Raw genomic sequence first — 14,956 nt, 5'->3', positions numbered from 1 at the left:
GAGGAAACCGATGTTGTCCAAAAAACATGCTGTGATCAGTCTCGCCGCGCTTGCCCTTTCGGCTTCGGCCGCCCTCGCGCAGGGCAAGGGTCCGGTGGTCGGCGTCAGCTGGTCGAACTTTCAGGAAGAGCGCTGGAAAACCGACGAAGCCGCCATCAAGGCAGCCGTCGAGAAGGCCGGCGGCACCTATGTGTCGGCGGATGCCCAGTCCTCCCCGTCCAAGCAGCTCACCGACATCGAGAGCCTGATCTCGCGCGGCGCCAAGGCGCTGATCATCCTGGCCCAGGACTCGGACGCCGTTCGCCCGGCCGTCGAGAAGGCCGTAGCCGAAGGCATCGCCGTCGTGGGCTATGACCGCCTCATCGAGATCCCGCAGGCCTTCTATCTCACCTTCGACAACGTAGAGGTCGGCCGTCTCCAGGCGCGCGAAGTGCTGAAGCTGAAGCCTGAAGGCAACTATGCCTTCATCAAGGGCTCGGGCGCCGATCCGAACGCCAACTTCCTGTTCCAGGGCTCGATGGAAGTGCTGAAGGCCGGTATCGATGCCGGCAAGATCAAGAATGTCGGCGAGGCCTACACGGACGGCTGGCTCCCTGCCAATGCGCAGCGGAACATGGAGCAGTTCCTCACCAAGAACAACAACAAGATCGACGCGGTGATCGCCGCCAATGATGGCACCGCAGGCGGCGCCATCGCGGCGCTTGCCGCTCAGGGCCTCGCAGGCTCCGTGCCGGTTTCCGGCCAGGATGCCGACAAGGCGGCACTGAACCGCGTCGCCCTCGGCACGCAGACGGTTACCGTGTTCAAGGATGCGCGCGAACTCGGCCGCAACGCCGCCGAAATCGCAGTACAGCTCGCGGGCGGCAAGAAGCTTGCCGAGATCCAGGGTGCGAAGCCCTGGAACCTCGGTCCGAAGAAGCAGAACATGACCGCTCTCTTCCTTACCCCCGTCGCGATCACGAAGGACAACCTCGACGTGGTCATCAACGCAGGCTGGGCGTCGAAGGACGTGGTCTGCCAGGGCGTGAAGGCCGGCACCGTCAAGGCCTGCAACTAAGGCAGACCTGCTCTCGATCAGCCCTTCCCGGCAAACCTGCCGGGAAGGGTATTTCTCATTGAAATTATATCTTCGCGTGACGCCATGAACGCACCTGTTGCTACAACCGCGCCGCCTCCCAACACCACATCCGGCTCGATTCTGTCCAAGCTCGAGATCGATGTCCGCATGCTCGGCATGCTGGCGGCCCTCGCCGTGATCTGGATCGGATTCGACATCCTGTCGGGCGGCGTGTTCCTGACGCCGCGTAACCTCTGGAACCTGTCTGTTCAGACCGCCTCCGTCGCCATCATGGCCACCGGAATGGTGCTCGTGATCGTCACGCGTAATATCGACCTTTCGGTGGGTGCGATCCTTGGCGTCGTCGGCATGATCATCGGCGTCGCGCAGGTGCAGTGGCTGCCCGCCTATCTCGGCCTCGAGCACTGGCTTACGGCGCCCCTCGCTGTGCTGCTCGCCATCACGGTGGGCGGCCTCATCGGTCTCTTCCAGGGCTGGCTCATCGCCTATCTCGGCATTCCCTCTTTCATCGTCACGCTCGGCGGTCTTCTCGTGTGGCGCGGTGCGGCCTGGTGGGTCACGACAGGCCAGACGGTTGCGCCGATGGATTCGCGCTTCAAGGCGTTCGGCGGCGGTGTCGAAGGCGCGCTCGGCGCGACGGCTACATGGGTGATTGCGGCGATTGCCTGCGGCCTCATCATCATCGGCCTTGGCGTCTCCCGCCGCCGTCGCCTAAGCTTCGGCTTCCCCGTGCGTCCGGGCTGGGCTGATGCGGTGATCGCCCTCGTCACCTGCGGCGCGGCCCTGGCAGCTGCCACCATCGCCAATTCCTATCCTATGCCCATGGGCACAGCCCGCGCCTGGGCGGAAGCCCGCGGCATTACCTGGCCTGAAGGCGGCTTGTTCATCCCGCAGGGCGTCGCATTGCCGGTACTGATGGCAGTCGTGGTCGGTCTTGTCATGACATTCATCGCCACGCGCCGCCGCTTCGGCCGCTATGTGTTCGCCATCGGCGGCAACCCGGAAGCAGCCGAACTGTCGGGCATCAACACGCGCTGGGCGCTGATGAAGGTGTTCGGGCTCATGGGCCTGCTCTGCGGCATCTCGGCCTGCATCTCGACCGCGCGATTGAATGCGGCCACCAACGCCGCCGGCTCTCTCGATGAGTTGTATGTGATCGCATCCGCCGTCATCGGCGGCACGTCGCTCGCGGGCGGCATCGGCACAATTGCGGGCGCAATGCTCGGCGCACTCGTCATGCAATCCCTGCAATCGGGAATGGTGCTGCTCGGCGTCGATACGCCGTTGCAGAACATTGTCGTCGGTGCGGTGCTCGTGCTGGCGGTCTGGGTGGACAGCCTCTATCGCCGCCGCATCAAGTAAGGAACACGCATCATGCAAGAGACAGTGACGACGCCTCTCGTGGAGATGCGCAACATCTCCATGGCCTTCGGCGGCATCAAGGCGGTGGACGGCGTATCCATCGATCTGCGCCCTGGCGAAGTGGTGGGGCTGCTCGGCCATAACGGCGCGGGCAAATCGACGCTCATCAAGATTCTGTCCGGTGCCTACAGGCCGGATTCCGGCGAGATCTACGTGAATGGCGAACAGGCTGATATCTCAACGCCGCGCGATGCGAAGGGCTATGGCATCGAGACGATCTACCAGACGCTGGCGCTTGCCGATAACATCGACGCAGCAGGAAACATCTTCCTCGGCCGCGAGGTGTTGACGCCTTACGGCACGCTCGACGATGCGACCATGGAATCCGAGACCCGCAAGGTCATGGCGCGGCTCAATCCGCACTTCCGCCGTTTCAAGGAGCCTGTGAAGGCTCTCTCCGGCGGTCAGCGGCAATCGGTGGCGATTGCGCGCGCGATCTACTTCAATGCGCGCGTTCTCATCATGGACGAGCCCACCGCGGCGCTTGGGCCCGCCGAGACGCAACAGGTGGCGGACCTCGTGCTGCAACTGAAGAAGGAAGGCATCGGCATCTTCCTCATCAGCCATGACATCCACGACGTGTTCGGCCTCGCCGACCGCGTGAGCGTCATGAAGAACGGCAAACTCGTGGGTTCCGCCAGCGTTCAGGACGTCACGCAGGACGAAGTGCTCGGCATGATCATCCTCGGCAAATGCCCGGCGAGTGCAACGCCGGGACCCGGCGCGAGTTGATCTTTTCTATTCGTCATCCCGGACGGCGGGAGCCGATCCGGGATCGTTGTCAGAATGAAGTGCCACCCTTTTGTCATTCCGGGGCGAGCGAGAGCGAGAGCCCGGAACCCATAACCACGACGCTGCTAAGAAGACACTATGGCTTCCAATAGCTTTATCTTGAAAGTTTGGTGGTCATGGGTTTCCACGCCTGCGGCGCGGCCCTTCGGGTCGGGCTCCGCTGGGCGGTCCCGGAATGACAGCGTTATTCTTTAAGAATGAAGTGAGAGCTTATGACCCAGACCATTTACCCTTCCCTCAAAGGCAAGACCGTCCTCATCACCGGCGGCGCGAGCGGCATCGGCGAGAGCATCGCGCGTTCCTTCCATGCGCAAGGCAGCAAGGTCGCAATCCTCGACTATAATGCGGAGGCGGGGCAGGCGCTGGCGAAGGAACTGGGCGAGCGCGTGCATTTCGAGCATAGCGACGTGCGCGATATCCCAGCCTTCCAGGCCGCTATCCGCCGCGCGAGCGATGCGGTCGGGCCCATCACCATTCTCGTCAACAATGCGGCGCGCGATGACCGCCATACCATCGATCAGGTGACGCCTGAATACTGGCGCGAGCGCTTCGCCACCAATCTCGATCACCAGTTCTTCGCGGCGCAGGCCGTGCTGCCGGATATGGAGAAAGCGGGCGGCGGATCGATCATCAACATGGGCTCGACGAGTTACATGGTGAGCGACGATTCGTTTGCCGCCTACAAGACCGCGAAATCTGCCTCCGTCGGTCTCACCCGCGCGCTGGCGCGGGAACTCGGGTCGAAGAACATCCGCGTCAATTGCCTTGTGCCGGGCTGGATCATGACCCAGCGCCAGATCGACCTGTGGCTGACGCCGGAAAGCGAACAGGAACTGCTCAAGCGCCAATGCGTGAAGCGCAAGCTCGTGCCGCAGGACATCGCTAACCTCGCGCTCTTCCTCGGCGCGGACGATTCCAGCGCTATGTCGGCGCAGACCTATCTGGTGGATGGCGGCTGGGTTTGAGAGACGGCGAATTTTTGTGATGTATAGGCCGGGCTTGTCCCGGCCATTTTATTTGAAATGTCTGTCATACCGGACGGCGCAGCCAATCCGGTATGACAGAAGGATGAGGTGTCTGAATCTCTACTTTGTCATTCCCGCGCAGGCGGGAATCCAGAAGCACCTTGAATGCAGAAGAAAACAAGCGGGTGCCATAGCGCTCTTCTTGGCCGGGTTGCGGTTATGGATCCCCGCCTGCGCGGGGATGACATGAAATCATACTTGGCAAGCGATCCCGGAGTTTCTTCTGGGAAGACGAGCAGGAGCTATGCCCTCGATCCGGCTGCAACGGGTGAGTCTGCTGCATCGCTTGCCTTTTCCTTCTCCCACTCGCCCCGCATCGTATCCCGCCGCACCATCAGGCACAGGAACACCAGCGGGATGCCGATGGCGGCGGTGCCAGTGAACAGGAGCGGGTAGCCCCAGGTATCCACCACCGCACCGGATGCGCCGCCGATGAGCTTGCCGGGGAGCGCGTAGAGCGAGCTGAGAAGCGCGTATTGCGTGGCGGCAAAGCCGGGTGAGGTGAGGCCGGACATGTAGGCGACCAGAGCCGCGCCCGCGAAGCCTTGCGCGAAATTGTCGACGCTGATGGAAAGCGTCAGGCCCATCAGGGTTGCGTTGCCCGAGGAGAGCCAGGTGAACATCAGGTTCGAGCCGGCGGCAAGTGTCGCGCCGATGAGGAGCGTCCACCACAGACCGAGGCGTGTGAGCGCAAATCCGCCGCCGAAGGCGCCGATGATGCCGATCCAAACTCCGTAGAGCTTCGACACATTGGCGATGTCGGCCTTGGTGAAGCCGAGGTCGATATAGAGCGGGTTCGCCATGATGCCAGCGACGAAATCCGGCAGGCGGTAGCATGCGATCAGCGCCAGGATGGGAATGAGCATCATGCCCTTGCGGCGGAAGAGATCGGCCAGCGGCTCGATGATCGCCTGCACGAAGGGCACGCGGGCCCGGGCCTGGCCCTCGTCGATGCGCGGTGCGAGCAGCGTCCCTACGAGGCCTACGCCCATGAGCGCGGCCATGGCCAGATAGGCGGAGGGCCAGCTGGCGAATTCGGCGATATAGAGCGCGCCGGCACCGGCGCAGATCAGCGCGAGGCGGTAGCCGAGGAGGAGCGCCGCCGCCATCATGCCTTGGCGCTCGGTGGGCGCGGCATCGATGCGCCAGCCGTCGATGACCACATCCTGTGTGGCCGAGGAAAAAGCGATCAGCACGGCAGCGGCGATGGTGAGCGGCAGGCTCACCTGCGGGCCCACCATGGCCATTCCGATGAGGCCGACTATTACGCCGAATTGCGACAGGGCCATCCAGCCCCGGCGGCGTCCGAGCAGTTGCGAGAGACCCGGCACGTCATAGCGGTCGACGATGGGCGCCCAGAGGAATTTCAGGGAATAGGCCAGGGCCACCCAACTCAGCATGCCGATGATGGTGAGCGAGATGCCCGCTTCCCGAAGCCAGGTCGAAAGGGTGCCGAAGACGAGAAGGAAGGGTAGGCCCGACGAGAAGCCGAGAGGCAGCATGAGCGCGATGCGACCATCGGTGAGCACATCGCGGAAGGAGAGGCGGGGCTTGGCTTGGACCATCACAGGCTCGCTTGATTAGTGCAGCGGTCGGGCTTCATGCCCAGCCGCCGAACACGGATGCTGGCACTCGATCCTTGCCTTGGTGTTAACGATCCCGGAGGCTCTGTCCAGCGTTCACGTCCAGCTTGGCCTCGGCGACCGGAAGCTTGGCCATGGTATCGATGGCGTCCGCCATGTGGCCGGCCAGGCAATCGTAACCCTTGTCGCCCATGTGGAAGCCATCGGTGGACAGCATGGAGCGCAACTCTGAAGCGGAGTGGCTGTTCCAGTCCTGCATGAGGGTGTAGCGGGAGAAAACGGAGACCTTGCGCTCGCTACCGAGTTCGCTCACCGTCTTCACAAAGCGTTCGTAGCGCGGCAGGTCCTTGATCGCCGGGAAGTATTGCTGGTCGAGCAGGATCATCGGTGTGCCGGCCTGTTGAACGGCACCGACGCCACGCTCCAGCAAAGCGCGGAAGGCATCCTCGCTGACGCCTTTGATGGCATCGTTCGTGCCGACCTGCCAGATCACGAGATCGAACTTGTCTGCCTTGAGAGCCGCTTCCAGACGCTCGATGGTCTGGATCACCGTTTCGCCGCCCTTGCCCGCATTGATGACCCTGACCTCATCTCTCCAGAGGACGCTGAGATCATCCTCAAGCTGCGCGGGATAGGAATGATCGGGCGAGGAGGCCCCGACGCCCTCGGTCGAGGAGGAGCCGATGGCCAGAATGCGCACGGCTTTATCGTCCGCGATCTTGGCTTTGACCGCAGCCAGCGTTCCATGTGCCGTGAAGATCTGGCGCTGCGTGTTGCATTGGGCATCAACAGCAGAAGCCGTAGCCGTCATGCTCGTTATTGCCAAGCCTAGGAAGAGAGCCGCCCCGCAGAAGCGGACAACCCGAGCCCCTTTGCCTGCTCTTTTTGACGAGCAGCCAAGTTTTGTTTGTTCCATTCGAGATATCGAGCCAGTGCAAGAAGACCAATGATACCAAGAATGGTGAATACCATGCCGATGATCTGCGGACTAGCGGAGTACTTGACCGCAGCCAGCGTCATGATGACTTGCCCCGCGGCGCTCAGCAGCGAGCCGACTGAGAAGATCGTGAGAGCATTACGGCCAAGCCTCATCATGTCGGGACCGGTGATGGTGCGCTTGAGAACATCGCCGATGTGGAGCTGCGAGAGGACATAAGCCAGCGCCAGGAAGTGTAGGATGCGGCCAAGGCCAAGGTTATGCTTGTCGAGATCGAACAGCGGGCGGGTGCGGTCCCACAGCCAGGGCACGAGGCCGAACCCCGCCGTCGTCACCACGAGCGACACGCCAACCACGAGAAGCGAAGCAATCATCAGGCCGCGATGATAGGGAATGCCTTTTGCCATTATCACGATTCCGGTCACGATTCCGGCGGTAAAGAGGAACTGCCAGGCGAAGGGGTTGAAGAACCAGGTTCCCGGCTCCGGCCAGCTCGGCAGGGTGAGAATGCCGAAACGGGCCAGCATGTAGAGGAGGGCGGAGACGGCAAGGGCGAGCATGAGGTTCATTCGCGTCAGCACGAGGGCGAAGGGGGCCCAGAGCATTAGCGCGATATAAAGCGGCAGGATGTTGAAATAGCCAAGCTGGTGCCCGAGGAAAATGATGCCGGTGATGCCCTTGGCGGTGTCGGAGAAGACCGCATTGCGGCCATGTTCCTCGATGAGGCCGATTTCCTCGCTCAGCTCATAGCCGACAGAGAAGAGAACGATGGCGCCGGCCGTTAGAAACAGGTGCATGCGATAGAGTTCAAAGGCGCGGCGCAGGCAGCGTTTCACAACAGCGAACACATCGCCCTGAGGCAGTTTGCCATAATAGACGAGCGCGACGGAGAGCCCTGAGATGAAGATGAAGGCTTCCGTGGAATCGGAGAAGCCGTAGTTGCGCGGTGTGACGTGTTCGATCAGGTTCCCCGGAATGTGATTGACGAAGATGATCACGAGGACGAGGCCCCGCCAAAAATCAATCGTCGTGTTTCTTGCCGGAGCTGCCATTAATCCGCTCTTCAATAGGTCTGAGATGAAACGTCAAAAATGCAATGCGGTTGCCTCGGCAGCCATGCAAAGGGCGCAGAGGACGAACACTTTTCCGCGCGTATAATCTACAAGCGGGGCTATTGAGGAGCGAATTACAAATTGTTCATGTTTGCCGCAAGCTCTATTTGCGATGGCAGGAATCTTCCTTGCATACGGCTTCGCGCAACCTCGTGAGGAAGACCTCCAGCGCTTCCTGCTGAGGACAATCCTTCTCCGTGAGAACGCGTAAGCCCCATTGCTCCAGAACAGCCTGCTCGATGGGGTTGGGACGGAGTGTGAAGACGTAGGATTGTGGCCGGTCGCGCTCATAGCCGGAGCCGGCCCATGTCTTCCAGAGCCGATGCATGAGAAAGCGGATGTTCAGGTCACTCATGCTGTAGCCGATGAACAGAATCGTTTTGCCAAGTGCATCCGCGCGGAACTTGATATCGAGCGGTGATTCGAATGACAGGCGGTCGAGATAGTCCGTCTCCGCGATGACGATGGAATCGTCGTCGTCGAAATCTCCGTGATATTTCACGATCTGCGGAACGCCTTCGCGGACACGGGCGATATCCTTGGCATTGACGATCTTGACATATTCCTTGCCTTGGAGATCGAAAGAGGTCTCCAGGTTTCGGTCGAAATTGGTGGTGTAGATGATGGGAAAATCGAGCTCGCAGATGAGCTTATGAACTTTCGAGGACTTCAGCGTGTTGTCGTCAATCGTCCAGCTCCGATCCATCCAGCTGCGCAGAGGGCCGATGCTGCCGTGCCGGATGCGGTAGAATTCCGCCAAGGTCAGATAACTAAGTTCGTCGTTCTTGAACGCGGACAGGTCGATATCGAGTTCTTCCGCCACATGTTCGATCAATGTGCTCCATGACGGCAGCCCAACCGTCATCGACACGCCAGCCCCCGCGAACAAGATGGCCTGCCTGTTCCTGATGGCTGTGACCAGCTCTTCCACACCACACCTCTTCACTCAAAACGTGTCCCCATAAACGCACGAGCCGCAACATTGTGCGAAACATTCATGGACAACTTGAGCGTTTCATGAGTTGTCTTGGGGTCTAGTGAGGAGTGCGGGTGCCGTGACAGCCTATCGGATCAAGCAGATCGAGACCATCTATGAGGGATGGAGTAGGATTCTCAAGATGAGCGTCCAGATGCCCGATGGCCGGACGATGATCCGAGAAGTCCTCAATAGTGGCGAGGCCGCCGTCGTGCTGCCCTACGATTTGGAGAGGCAGAAAGTCATTCTCATCCGTCAGTTCCGGGCGCCCGTCATGCATGTCGAGGGCCACCCGGATTTTCTCGAGGCGGTCGCGGGCCTGCTCGACGAGGATGAGCCTGAAGCCTGCGCCCGCCGTGAATCCATGGAGGAAGCGGGCCTTCGTCTCACGACATTGGAGCCCGTAGGCCGCTTCTGGTCAGCGCCGGGCATCACCACCGAGCGGCTGCACTTGTTCCTGGCGCCCTATACGCAGGCTGACAGGGTCGGCGAAGGAGGTGGCGTCGCCGACGAGCATGAGGAGATCGAGGTGCTGGAGATTGGCTTCGATGAACTCACCGATCTTGTGCGCACCAATGCTATTGCGGATCTGAAGACCCAAGCCCTCGTCCAGACCCTCCAGCTTCGCTACCCCGACCATTTCAGGAAGGTTTAAGCGCGAAGCCGCTCGGCGTGCCAGCGCAGATGGTCTTCCATGAAAGTCGCGATGAAGAAGTAGGAATGGTCATAGCCTTCCTGACGACGCAGCGTGAGTGGCTGTCCCGCCTTGGCGCAGGCCTGCTCCAGCAATTGTGGCTTCAGCTGGCTTTCCAGAAAACTGTCGGCCGTTCCCTGATCGACGAGAATGTCGGGCACGCGCGCACCACTCTCGATGAGGGCGCAGGAATCATACTCTCGCCAAGCGGCGCGATCAGGCCCGATATAGTTCGATAGGGCTTTCTCGCCCCAGGGACAGTTCATCGGTGAAGCGATGGGCGCGAAGGCGGAGACCGCCTTGAACCGGCCTGGATTGCGCAACGCGATGGTCAGCGCGCCATGCCCGCCCATGGAATGGCCGGTGATGCCTTGGCGATCCATGTCGGCGGGACAATTCTCGGCGATGAGCGCAGGCAATTCGCGCTCGATATAGGAACGCATGCGATAGTTCTTCGCCCACGGCTCCTGTGCCGCATCCACGTAGAAACCCGCGCCGAGGCCGAAATCATAGGCGCCCTCTTGATCGTCCGGCACATCTTCGCCGCGCGGGCTCGTGTCGGGAGCGACAAGGATCAGGCCGAGTTCCGAAGCCACACGCTGCGCGCCGGCTTTGACGGTGAAGTTCTCTTCCGTGCAGGTAAGGCCCGAAAGAAACCACACCACTGGAACCTTGCCATGCTGCGCCTGGGGCGGAATGTAAACCGCCACGCGCATCGGCGTGCCGGTTTCCTTTGAGGCATGACGGTAGATGACTTGCGTGCCGGCGAAGCAACGCGATTTTGAGACGACCTCGAAACTCAATGCCGTATCCCCTACTCAGTACACGATAACCGAGCGGATCGACTTGCCCTCGTGCATGAGATCGAAGGCAGTGTTGATCTCGTCGAGCGGCATCTTGTGGGTGATCAAGTCGTCGATGTTGATCTTGCCTTCCATGTACCAGTCCACGATCTTCGGAACGTCCGTGCGTCCGCGTGCGCCGCCGAAGGCCGTGCCTTTCCAGACGCGGCCGGTGACGAGCTGGAACGGGCGGGTGGATATTTCCTTGCCTGCTTCCGCCACGCCGATGATGATGCTCTCGCCCCAGCCGCGATGGCAGCATTCAAGCGCCTGGCGCATCACATCCGTGTTACCGGTAGCGTCGAACGAGAAATCAGCGCCGCCGCCGGTGAGATCGACGATCGCCTGCACCACCTTGTCGTTGCCGACTTCCTTCGGGTTGATGAAGTCGGTCATGCCGAACTTCTTCGCTATCTCGATCTTGGCGGGATTGATGTCGACGCCGATGATCTTGTCGGCGCCGACCATGCGCGCGCCCTGGATCACGTTGAGGCCGATGCCGCCGAGGCCGAACACCACCACATTCGCGCCGGGCCACACCTTCGCGGTGTAGATCACCGCGCCGATGCCGGTGGTCACGCCGCAGCCGATATAGCAGATCTTGTCGAAGGGGGCGTCTTCACGCACCTTGGCGAGCGCGATCTCCGGCAGCACGGTGAAGTTGGCGAAGGTCGAGCAGCCCATATAGTGGAACACGGTGTCGCCATCGCAGCGGAAGCGCGAGGTGCCGTCGGGCATCAGCCCCTGGCCTTGCGTGGAGCGGATCGCGGTGCAGAGGTTGGTGCGGCGCGACAGGCAGGATTTGCAGTTGCGGCATTCAGGCGTGTAGAGCGGAATCACATGGTCGCCGGGTTTCAGCGTGGTGACGCCGGGGCCGACCTCGCGCACGATGCCTGCGCCCTCATGGCCGAGGATCGCCGGAAACTTGCCCTCGGAATCGAGGCCCGAGAGTGTGTAGGCATCCGTATGGCACACGCCCGTTGCCATCACCTCGACAAGCACTTCGCCGGCCTTCGGGCCCTCGATGCGGATGGTCTCGATGGTGAGCGGCTTGCCCGCCTCCCAAGCGACTGCGGCCCTGGTTTCCATGCTCATCTCTCCTCGTGATTCGATGAGGTGGACTATGTGAAGTGGTGCGACCCAAGGTCAATGGAGGCAGGCCGCTCTTCTCAGGCTTTCCAGATGCGCCCGTCGGGCATATGTCTCTCTTCGAAAAGCAAAGGATCAGCCCGTGCCGAACGTCCGCGCCGCCATCATTCCCGTCACGCCCTTCCAGCAGAATTGCACGTTATTGTGGTGCGAGAAGACCAAGAAGGCGGCGGTGGTCGATCCCGGCGGGGATGTGGAGCGCATTCGCGACGCCATCGCGCAGAGCGGCGTCGAGGTGGAAAAGATCATCCTCACCCACGGCCATATCGACCATGCGGGCGGCGCCGCGGAACTGCGCGATGCGCTCGGCGTGCCGGTCGAGGGCCCCCACAAGGCGGATGATTTCATGCTCCAGCGGCTCGCTGAGCAGGGGCAGGCCTATGGCTTCCCGGCCCGCGCCGTCACGCCCGACCGCTGGCTCGACGAAGGCGATACGGTCACTGTCGGCGATCTCACGCTCGACGTGCTGCATTGCCCCGGCCACTCGCCCGGCAGTGTCGTGCTGGTGTCGAAAGCGGAGCGTTTCGCGCTTGTGGGCGATGTGCTGTTCCAGGGCTCCGTCGGCCGCGTCGATCTCCCCGGCGGCGACGGCAAAGCGCTGATCGCCTCGATCAAGGACAAGCTCCTGCCGCTCGGCGACGACATCGCCTTCATCTGCGGCCACGGCCCCATGAGCACCATCGGTCAGGAGCGGCAGACGAACCCGTTCCTGCAAGGTGAAGAGCTGCTTTAAGCACATACCTCTTGTCATTCCGGGGCGGCTCTACGAGCCGCCCCGGAATGATAGTGGGATCATCGAAAAACAAAAACGGCTCGGGAGCGATCCCGAGCCGTTTTTGTTTTGCCCTACGGCTTTTTTATTCGGCCGCCTGGATCATCACGGCGCCCTTCAGGCCCATGCGTTCCGCCACGCCCAGGCCATAGGCCTTGTCGGCGAGGTAGAAGTGCACGATCTGGCGCTTCACGATTTCTCCCGGCACGCCCTGCATCGCTGCCGCGATGTTGTCCATGAGACGGCCCTGCTCATCCGGCGTCATGAGGCGGAAGAGATCGCCTGGCTGCTTGTAGTCGTCGTTGCCGGCGCGGTGATCGTAGCGGTCGGCATCGCCCGAGATCTTCAGCGGCGGCTCGGCGGCGCGGGAGGACTGAACCGGTCCGTTGAAGGAGTTCGGCTCGTAATAGGCGTCGCCCCGGTTCGGCGTCTCGAACAGCATGCCGCCATCGGCATGGTAGTGGTTCACCGGGCAGCGCGGACGGTTCACCGGCAGCGCCTCGTAATGCGTGCCGACGCGATAGCGATGCGCATCCGCATAGGCGAAAATGCGGCCCTGCAGCATCTTGTCGGGCGAGAAGCCGATGCCCGGCACGATGTTCGACGGCGAGAACGAGGATTGCTCGACCTCGGCGAAGTAATGCGCGGCGTTGCGGTTGAGCTCGAGAACGCCGACCTCGATCAGCGGATACTCGCCGTGCGGCCACACCTTCGTGACGTCGAACGGGTTGTAGGAGGTCTTCTCCGCATCCGTCTCGGGCATGATCTGCACGCAGAACTTCCAGCGCGGGAATTTGCCGCCTTCGATGGCCTCATAGAGATCGCGCTGGGCGCTCTCGCGGTCCTGGGCGATGACGGCATTGCCCTCTTCATTTGTCCAGGTCTTGATGCCCTGCATGGACTTGAAGTGGAATTTCACCCAGAAGCGCTCGCCGGCCTCGTTGATGAACGAGTAAGTGTGCGAGCCGAAGCCGTGCATGAAGCGGTAGCCCTGAGGCAGGCCGCGGTCGGAGAACAGGATCGTGACCTGATGCAGCGATTCGGGGCTGAGCGACCAGAAGTCCCACATCGCCGTCGGCGAACGCAGATTGGTCGAGGGATGACGCTTCTGCGTACGGATGAAGTCGGGGAATTTCACAGGATCGCGCACGAAGAACACGGGCGTGTTGTTGCCCACGATGTCCCAGTTGCCCTCTTCCGTGTAGACCTTCAGGGCGAAGCCGCGCACGTCGCGCTCCGCATCGGCGGCTCCGCGCTCGCCGGCAACGGTGGAGAAGCGAAGGAACACTTCCGTCTGCTTGCCGATTTCCGAGAAGACCTTGGCCTTGGAATACTGGCTGATATCGTTGGTGACGGTCAGCGTGCCATAGGCAGCCGAACCTTTGGCATGCACAACGCGCTCGGGGATGCGCTCGCGGTTCTGGTGCGCCAGCTTCTCGACGAGCTGGTAATCCTGCAGCAGCAGCGGGCCGCGTGGACCGGCGGAGGCGCTGTTCTGATTGTCCGGAACCGGTGCACCGCCCGTGGTGGTCATTGTTGTTGGTTTTGTCATGGTCATCCCCTTTATTGAGGCGGCACCATGAAGTGAGGAAGGCATAAGGTCCAATTACATTGATTATAGATTGCGATCAGATATTCTTATCGGCATCATGGTTACAATCAGGCAACTCCGATATTTCGAAGCGCTGGCGCGTATAAAGCATTTCGGCATGGCAGCGGCCCAATGCGCTGTGACGCAGCCCGCCCTCTCCATGCAGATCAAGGAGCTTGAGCGCGAACTCGGTGTGAATCTGGTCGAGCGACGAGGCAACGCGGTCGTGCTGACTTCTGCGGGCCAGGAGATCGCGGAGCGTGCCGGGAGCATTCTCGCTCAGGTGCGGGAATTGTCCGAATTCGCGCGTCAGCACAACGGCGTACTCTCCGGCCCCGTACGCCTCGGCATCATTCCCTCGGTCGCGCCTTATCTGCTGCCCGCAATCCTCACTGAGTTGGCCCGGCATTATCCCGAGATCGATCTTCAGATCCGCGAGACGCAAACCGATATTCTGATGGACGAGTTGATGCGCGGCGAGCTCGATGTCGTGCTGGTCGCCTTGCCCGTGCAGAGCGCGCAGCTCGAATCCTTGCCGCTCTTCGACGACACCTTCCTCATCGCCGTGCAGGCGCAGGAGGCGGAGCGGTGGAACGCCCCCGATTTGCGCGAGCGCATTGGGGAGGAGCGTCTGTTGTTGCTGGAAGAGGGGCACTGCCTGCGTGATCAGGCGTTGCAATACTGCCAGATCGCCAACATGCAGGCGCGTCGGGCGCTCGGTGCGGCTTCGCTCACCACCATCATGCAGATGGTTGCAGCAGGCCATGGCATCACGCTGCTGCCGGAACTCTGCGCCGCGACGGAGGTGGACCGTCAGCGTGTTGCGCTCATTCCCTTCCCGGATAATCCACCCATGCGAACGCTGGGGCTCGCATGGCGGCGGACATCGGGCCGTAAGAAGGATTTCACCGCGCTCGGCGAACTCATCCAGACGATCCGTGCGCATGAAAAAGGCTCCGCGGCGTGAGCCGGGAGCCTCTTTC

At 61.6% G+C, this 14,956-nt stretch carries 14 protein-coding genes; 7 read left to right on the top strand and 7 right to left on the bottom strand.

Annotated features, from left to right (window positions below):
• Window positions 1-10 precede the first annotated feature (10 nt).
• The 4 genes from xylF (at window position 11) to AB4Y85_RS08125 (ending at window position 4,257) form a co-directional block, all read left to right on the top strand.
• Window positions 11-1,057, top strand: coding sequence for a D-xylose ABC transporter substrate-binding protein (gene xylF, locus AB4Y85_RS08140; protein ID WP_441984374.1), 1,047 nt, complete (start codon window positions 11-13; stop codon window positions 1,055-1,057).
• A gap of 84 nt (window positions 1,058-1,141) precedes the next feature.
• Entirely contained in the window at window positions 1,142-2,440 is a 1,299-nt protein-coding gene (locus AB4Y85_RS08135; protein ID WP_441984373.1) for a sugar ABC transporter permease, read from the top strand.
• A gap of 12 nt (window positions 2,441-2,452) precedes the next feature.
• The gene (locus tag AB4Y85_RS08130) at window positions 2,453-3,232 is read left to right on the top strand and encodes an ATP-binding cassette domain-containing protein (RefSeq protein WP_441984372.1); all 780 of its coding nucleotides are present in this window, start codon (window positions 2,453-2,455) and stop codon (window positions 3,230-3,232) included.
• Window positions 3,233-3,504: 272 nt separating this feature from the next.
• Entirely contained in the window at window positions 3,505-4,257 is a 753-nt protein-coding gene (locus AB4Y85_RS08125) for an SDR family NAD(P)-dependent oxidoreductase (RefSeq protein ID WP_441984371.1), read from the top strand.
• Between the two features lie 302 nt (window positions 4,258-4,559).
• Here AB4Y85_RS08125 and AB4Y85_RS08120 read toward each other — a convergent pair whose 3' ends face one another.
• The 4 genes from AB4Y85_RS08120 to AB4Y85_RS08105 all read right to left on the bottom strand — a co-directional run bounded on the left by AB4Y85_RS08120 (window position 4,560) and on the right by AB4Y85_RS08105 (window position 8,880).
• Entirely contained in the window at window positions 4,560-5,882 is a 1,323-nt protein-coding gene (locus AB4Y85_RS08120) for an AmpG family muropeptide MFS transporter (protein WP_441984370.1), read from the bottom strand.
• Window positions 5,883-5,967: 85 nt separating this feature from the next.
• Window positions 5,968-6,711: an SGNH/GDSL hydrolase family protein gene (locus AB4Y85_RS08115; protein ID WP_441984369.1), complete on the bottom strand. Its 744-nt coding sequence runs from the start codon at window positions 6,709-6,711 to the stop codon at window positions 5,968-5,970.
• A 17-nt stretch (window positions 6,712-6,728) separates the two neighbouring features.
• Window positions 6,729-7,889, bottom strand: a complete 1,161-nt coding sequence (locus tag AB4Y85_RS08110; protein WP_441984368.1) for an OpgC family protein — start codon at window positions 7,887-7,889, stop codon at window positions 6,729-6,731.
• Window positions 7,890-8,052: 163 nt separating this feature from the next.
• The gene (locus AB4Y85_RS08105; RefSeq protein WP_441984367.1) at window positions 8,053-8,880 is read right to left on the bottom strand and encodes an SIR2 family NAD-dependent protein deacylase; all 828 of its coding nucleotides are present in this window, start codon (window positions 8,878-8,880) and stop codon (window positions 8,053-8,055) included.
• Window positions 8,881-9,004: 124 nt separating this feature from the next.
• Here AB4Y85_RS08105 and AB4Y85_RS08100 point away from each other — a divergent pair, with 124 nt between their 5' ends.
• Window positions 9,005-9,580, top strand: coding sequence for an NUDIX domain-containing protein (locus AB4Y85_RS08100; protein WP_441984366.1), 576 nt, complete (start codon window positions 9,005-9,007; stop codon window positions 9,578-9,580).
• Here the strand turns inward: AB4Y85_RS08100 and fghA are convergent.
• Both fghA and AB4Y85_RS08090 read right to left on the bottom strand, forming a co-directional pair.
• Window positions 9,577-10,422, bottom strand: coding sequence for an S-formylglutathione hydrolase (gene fghA, locus AB4Y85_RS08095; RefSeq protein WP_441984365.1), 846 nt, complete (start codon window positions 10,420-10,422; stop codon window positions 9,577-9,579). The genes AB4Y85_RS08100 and fghA overlap by 4 nt on opposite strands.
• A 15-nt stretch (window positions 10,423-10,437) precedes the next feature.
• Window positions 10,438-11,550, bottom strand: coding sequence for an S-(hydroxymethyl)glutathione dehydrogenase/class III alcohol dehydrogenase (locus AB4Y85_RS08090; RefSeq protein ID WP_441984364.1), 1,113 nt, complete (start codon window positions 11,548-11,550; stop codon window positions 10,438-10,440).
• 142 nt (window positions 11,551-11,692) lie between these two features.
• Between AB4Y85_RS08090 and AB4Y85_RS08085 the strand changes: the two genes are divergently transcribed.
• Window positions 11,693-12,343 carry an MBL fold metallo-hydrolase gene (locus tag AB4Y85_RS08085; RefSeq protein WP_441984363.1) on the top strand — a complete coding sequence of 217 codons (651 nt, stop codon included), beginning with the start codon at window positions 11,693-11,695 and terminating at the stop codon, window positions 12,341-12,343.
• A 124-nt stretch (window positions 12,344-12,467) separates the two neighbouring features.
• Here the strand turns inward: AB4Y85_RS08085 and AB4Y85_RS08080 are convergent, their stop codons facing one another.
• Window positions 12,468-13,934: a catalase gene (locus AB4Y85_RS08080; RefSeq protein ID WP_441984362.1), complete on the bottom strand. Its 1,467-nt coding sequence runs from the start codon at window positions 13,932-13,934 to the stop codon at window positions 12,468-12,470.
• Window positions 13,935-14,031: 97 nt separating this feature from the next.
• Between AB4Y85_RS08080 and AB4Y85_RS08075 the strand changes: the two genes are divergently transcribed.
• On the top strand, window positions 14,032-14,940 hold the full coding sequence (locus AB4Y85_RS08075; protein WP_441984652.1) for a LysR substrate-binding domain-containing protein: 909 nt from the start codon (window positions 14,032-14,034) through the stop codon (window positions 14,938-14,940).
• Window positions 14,941-14,956: the final 16 nt, after the last annotated feature.

The sequence above is a fragment of the Microvirga sp. 2YAF29 genome (assembly GCF_052114605.1).
Lineage (GTDB): Bacteria > Pseudomonadota > Alphaproteobacteria > Rhizobiales > Beijerinckiaceae > Microvirga.
The sequence above is the reverse complement of the archived record's forward strand: the minus strand, read 5'-3'. Positions and strand labels throughout refer to the sequence as shown.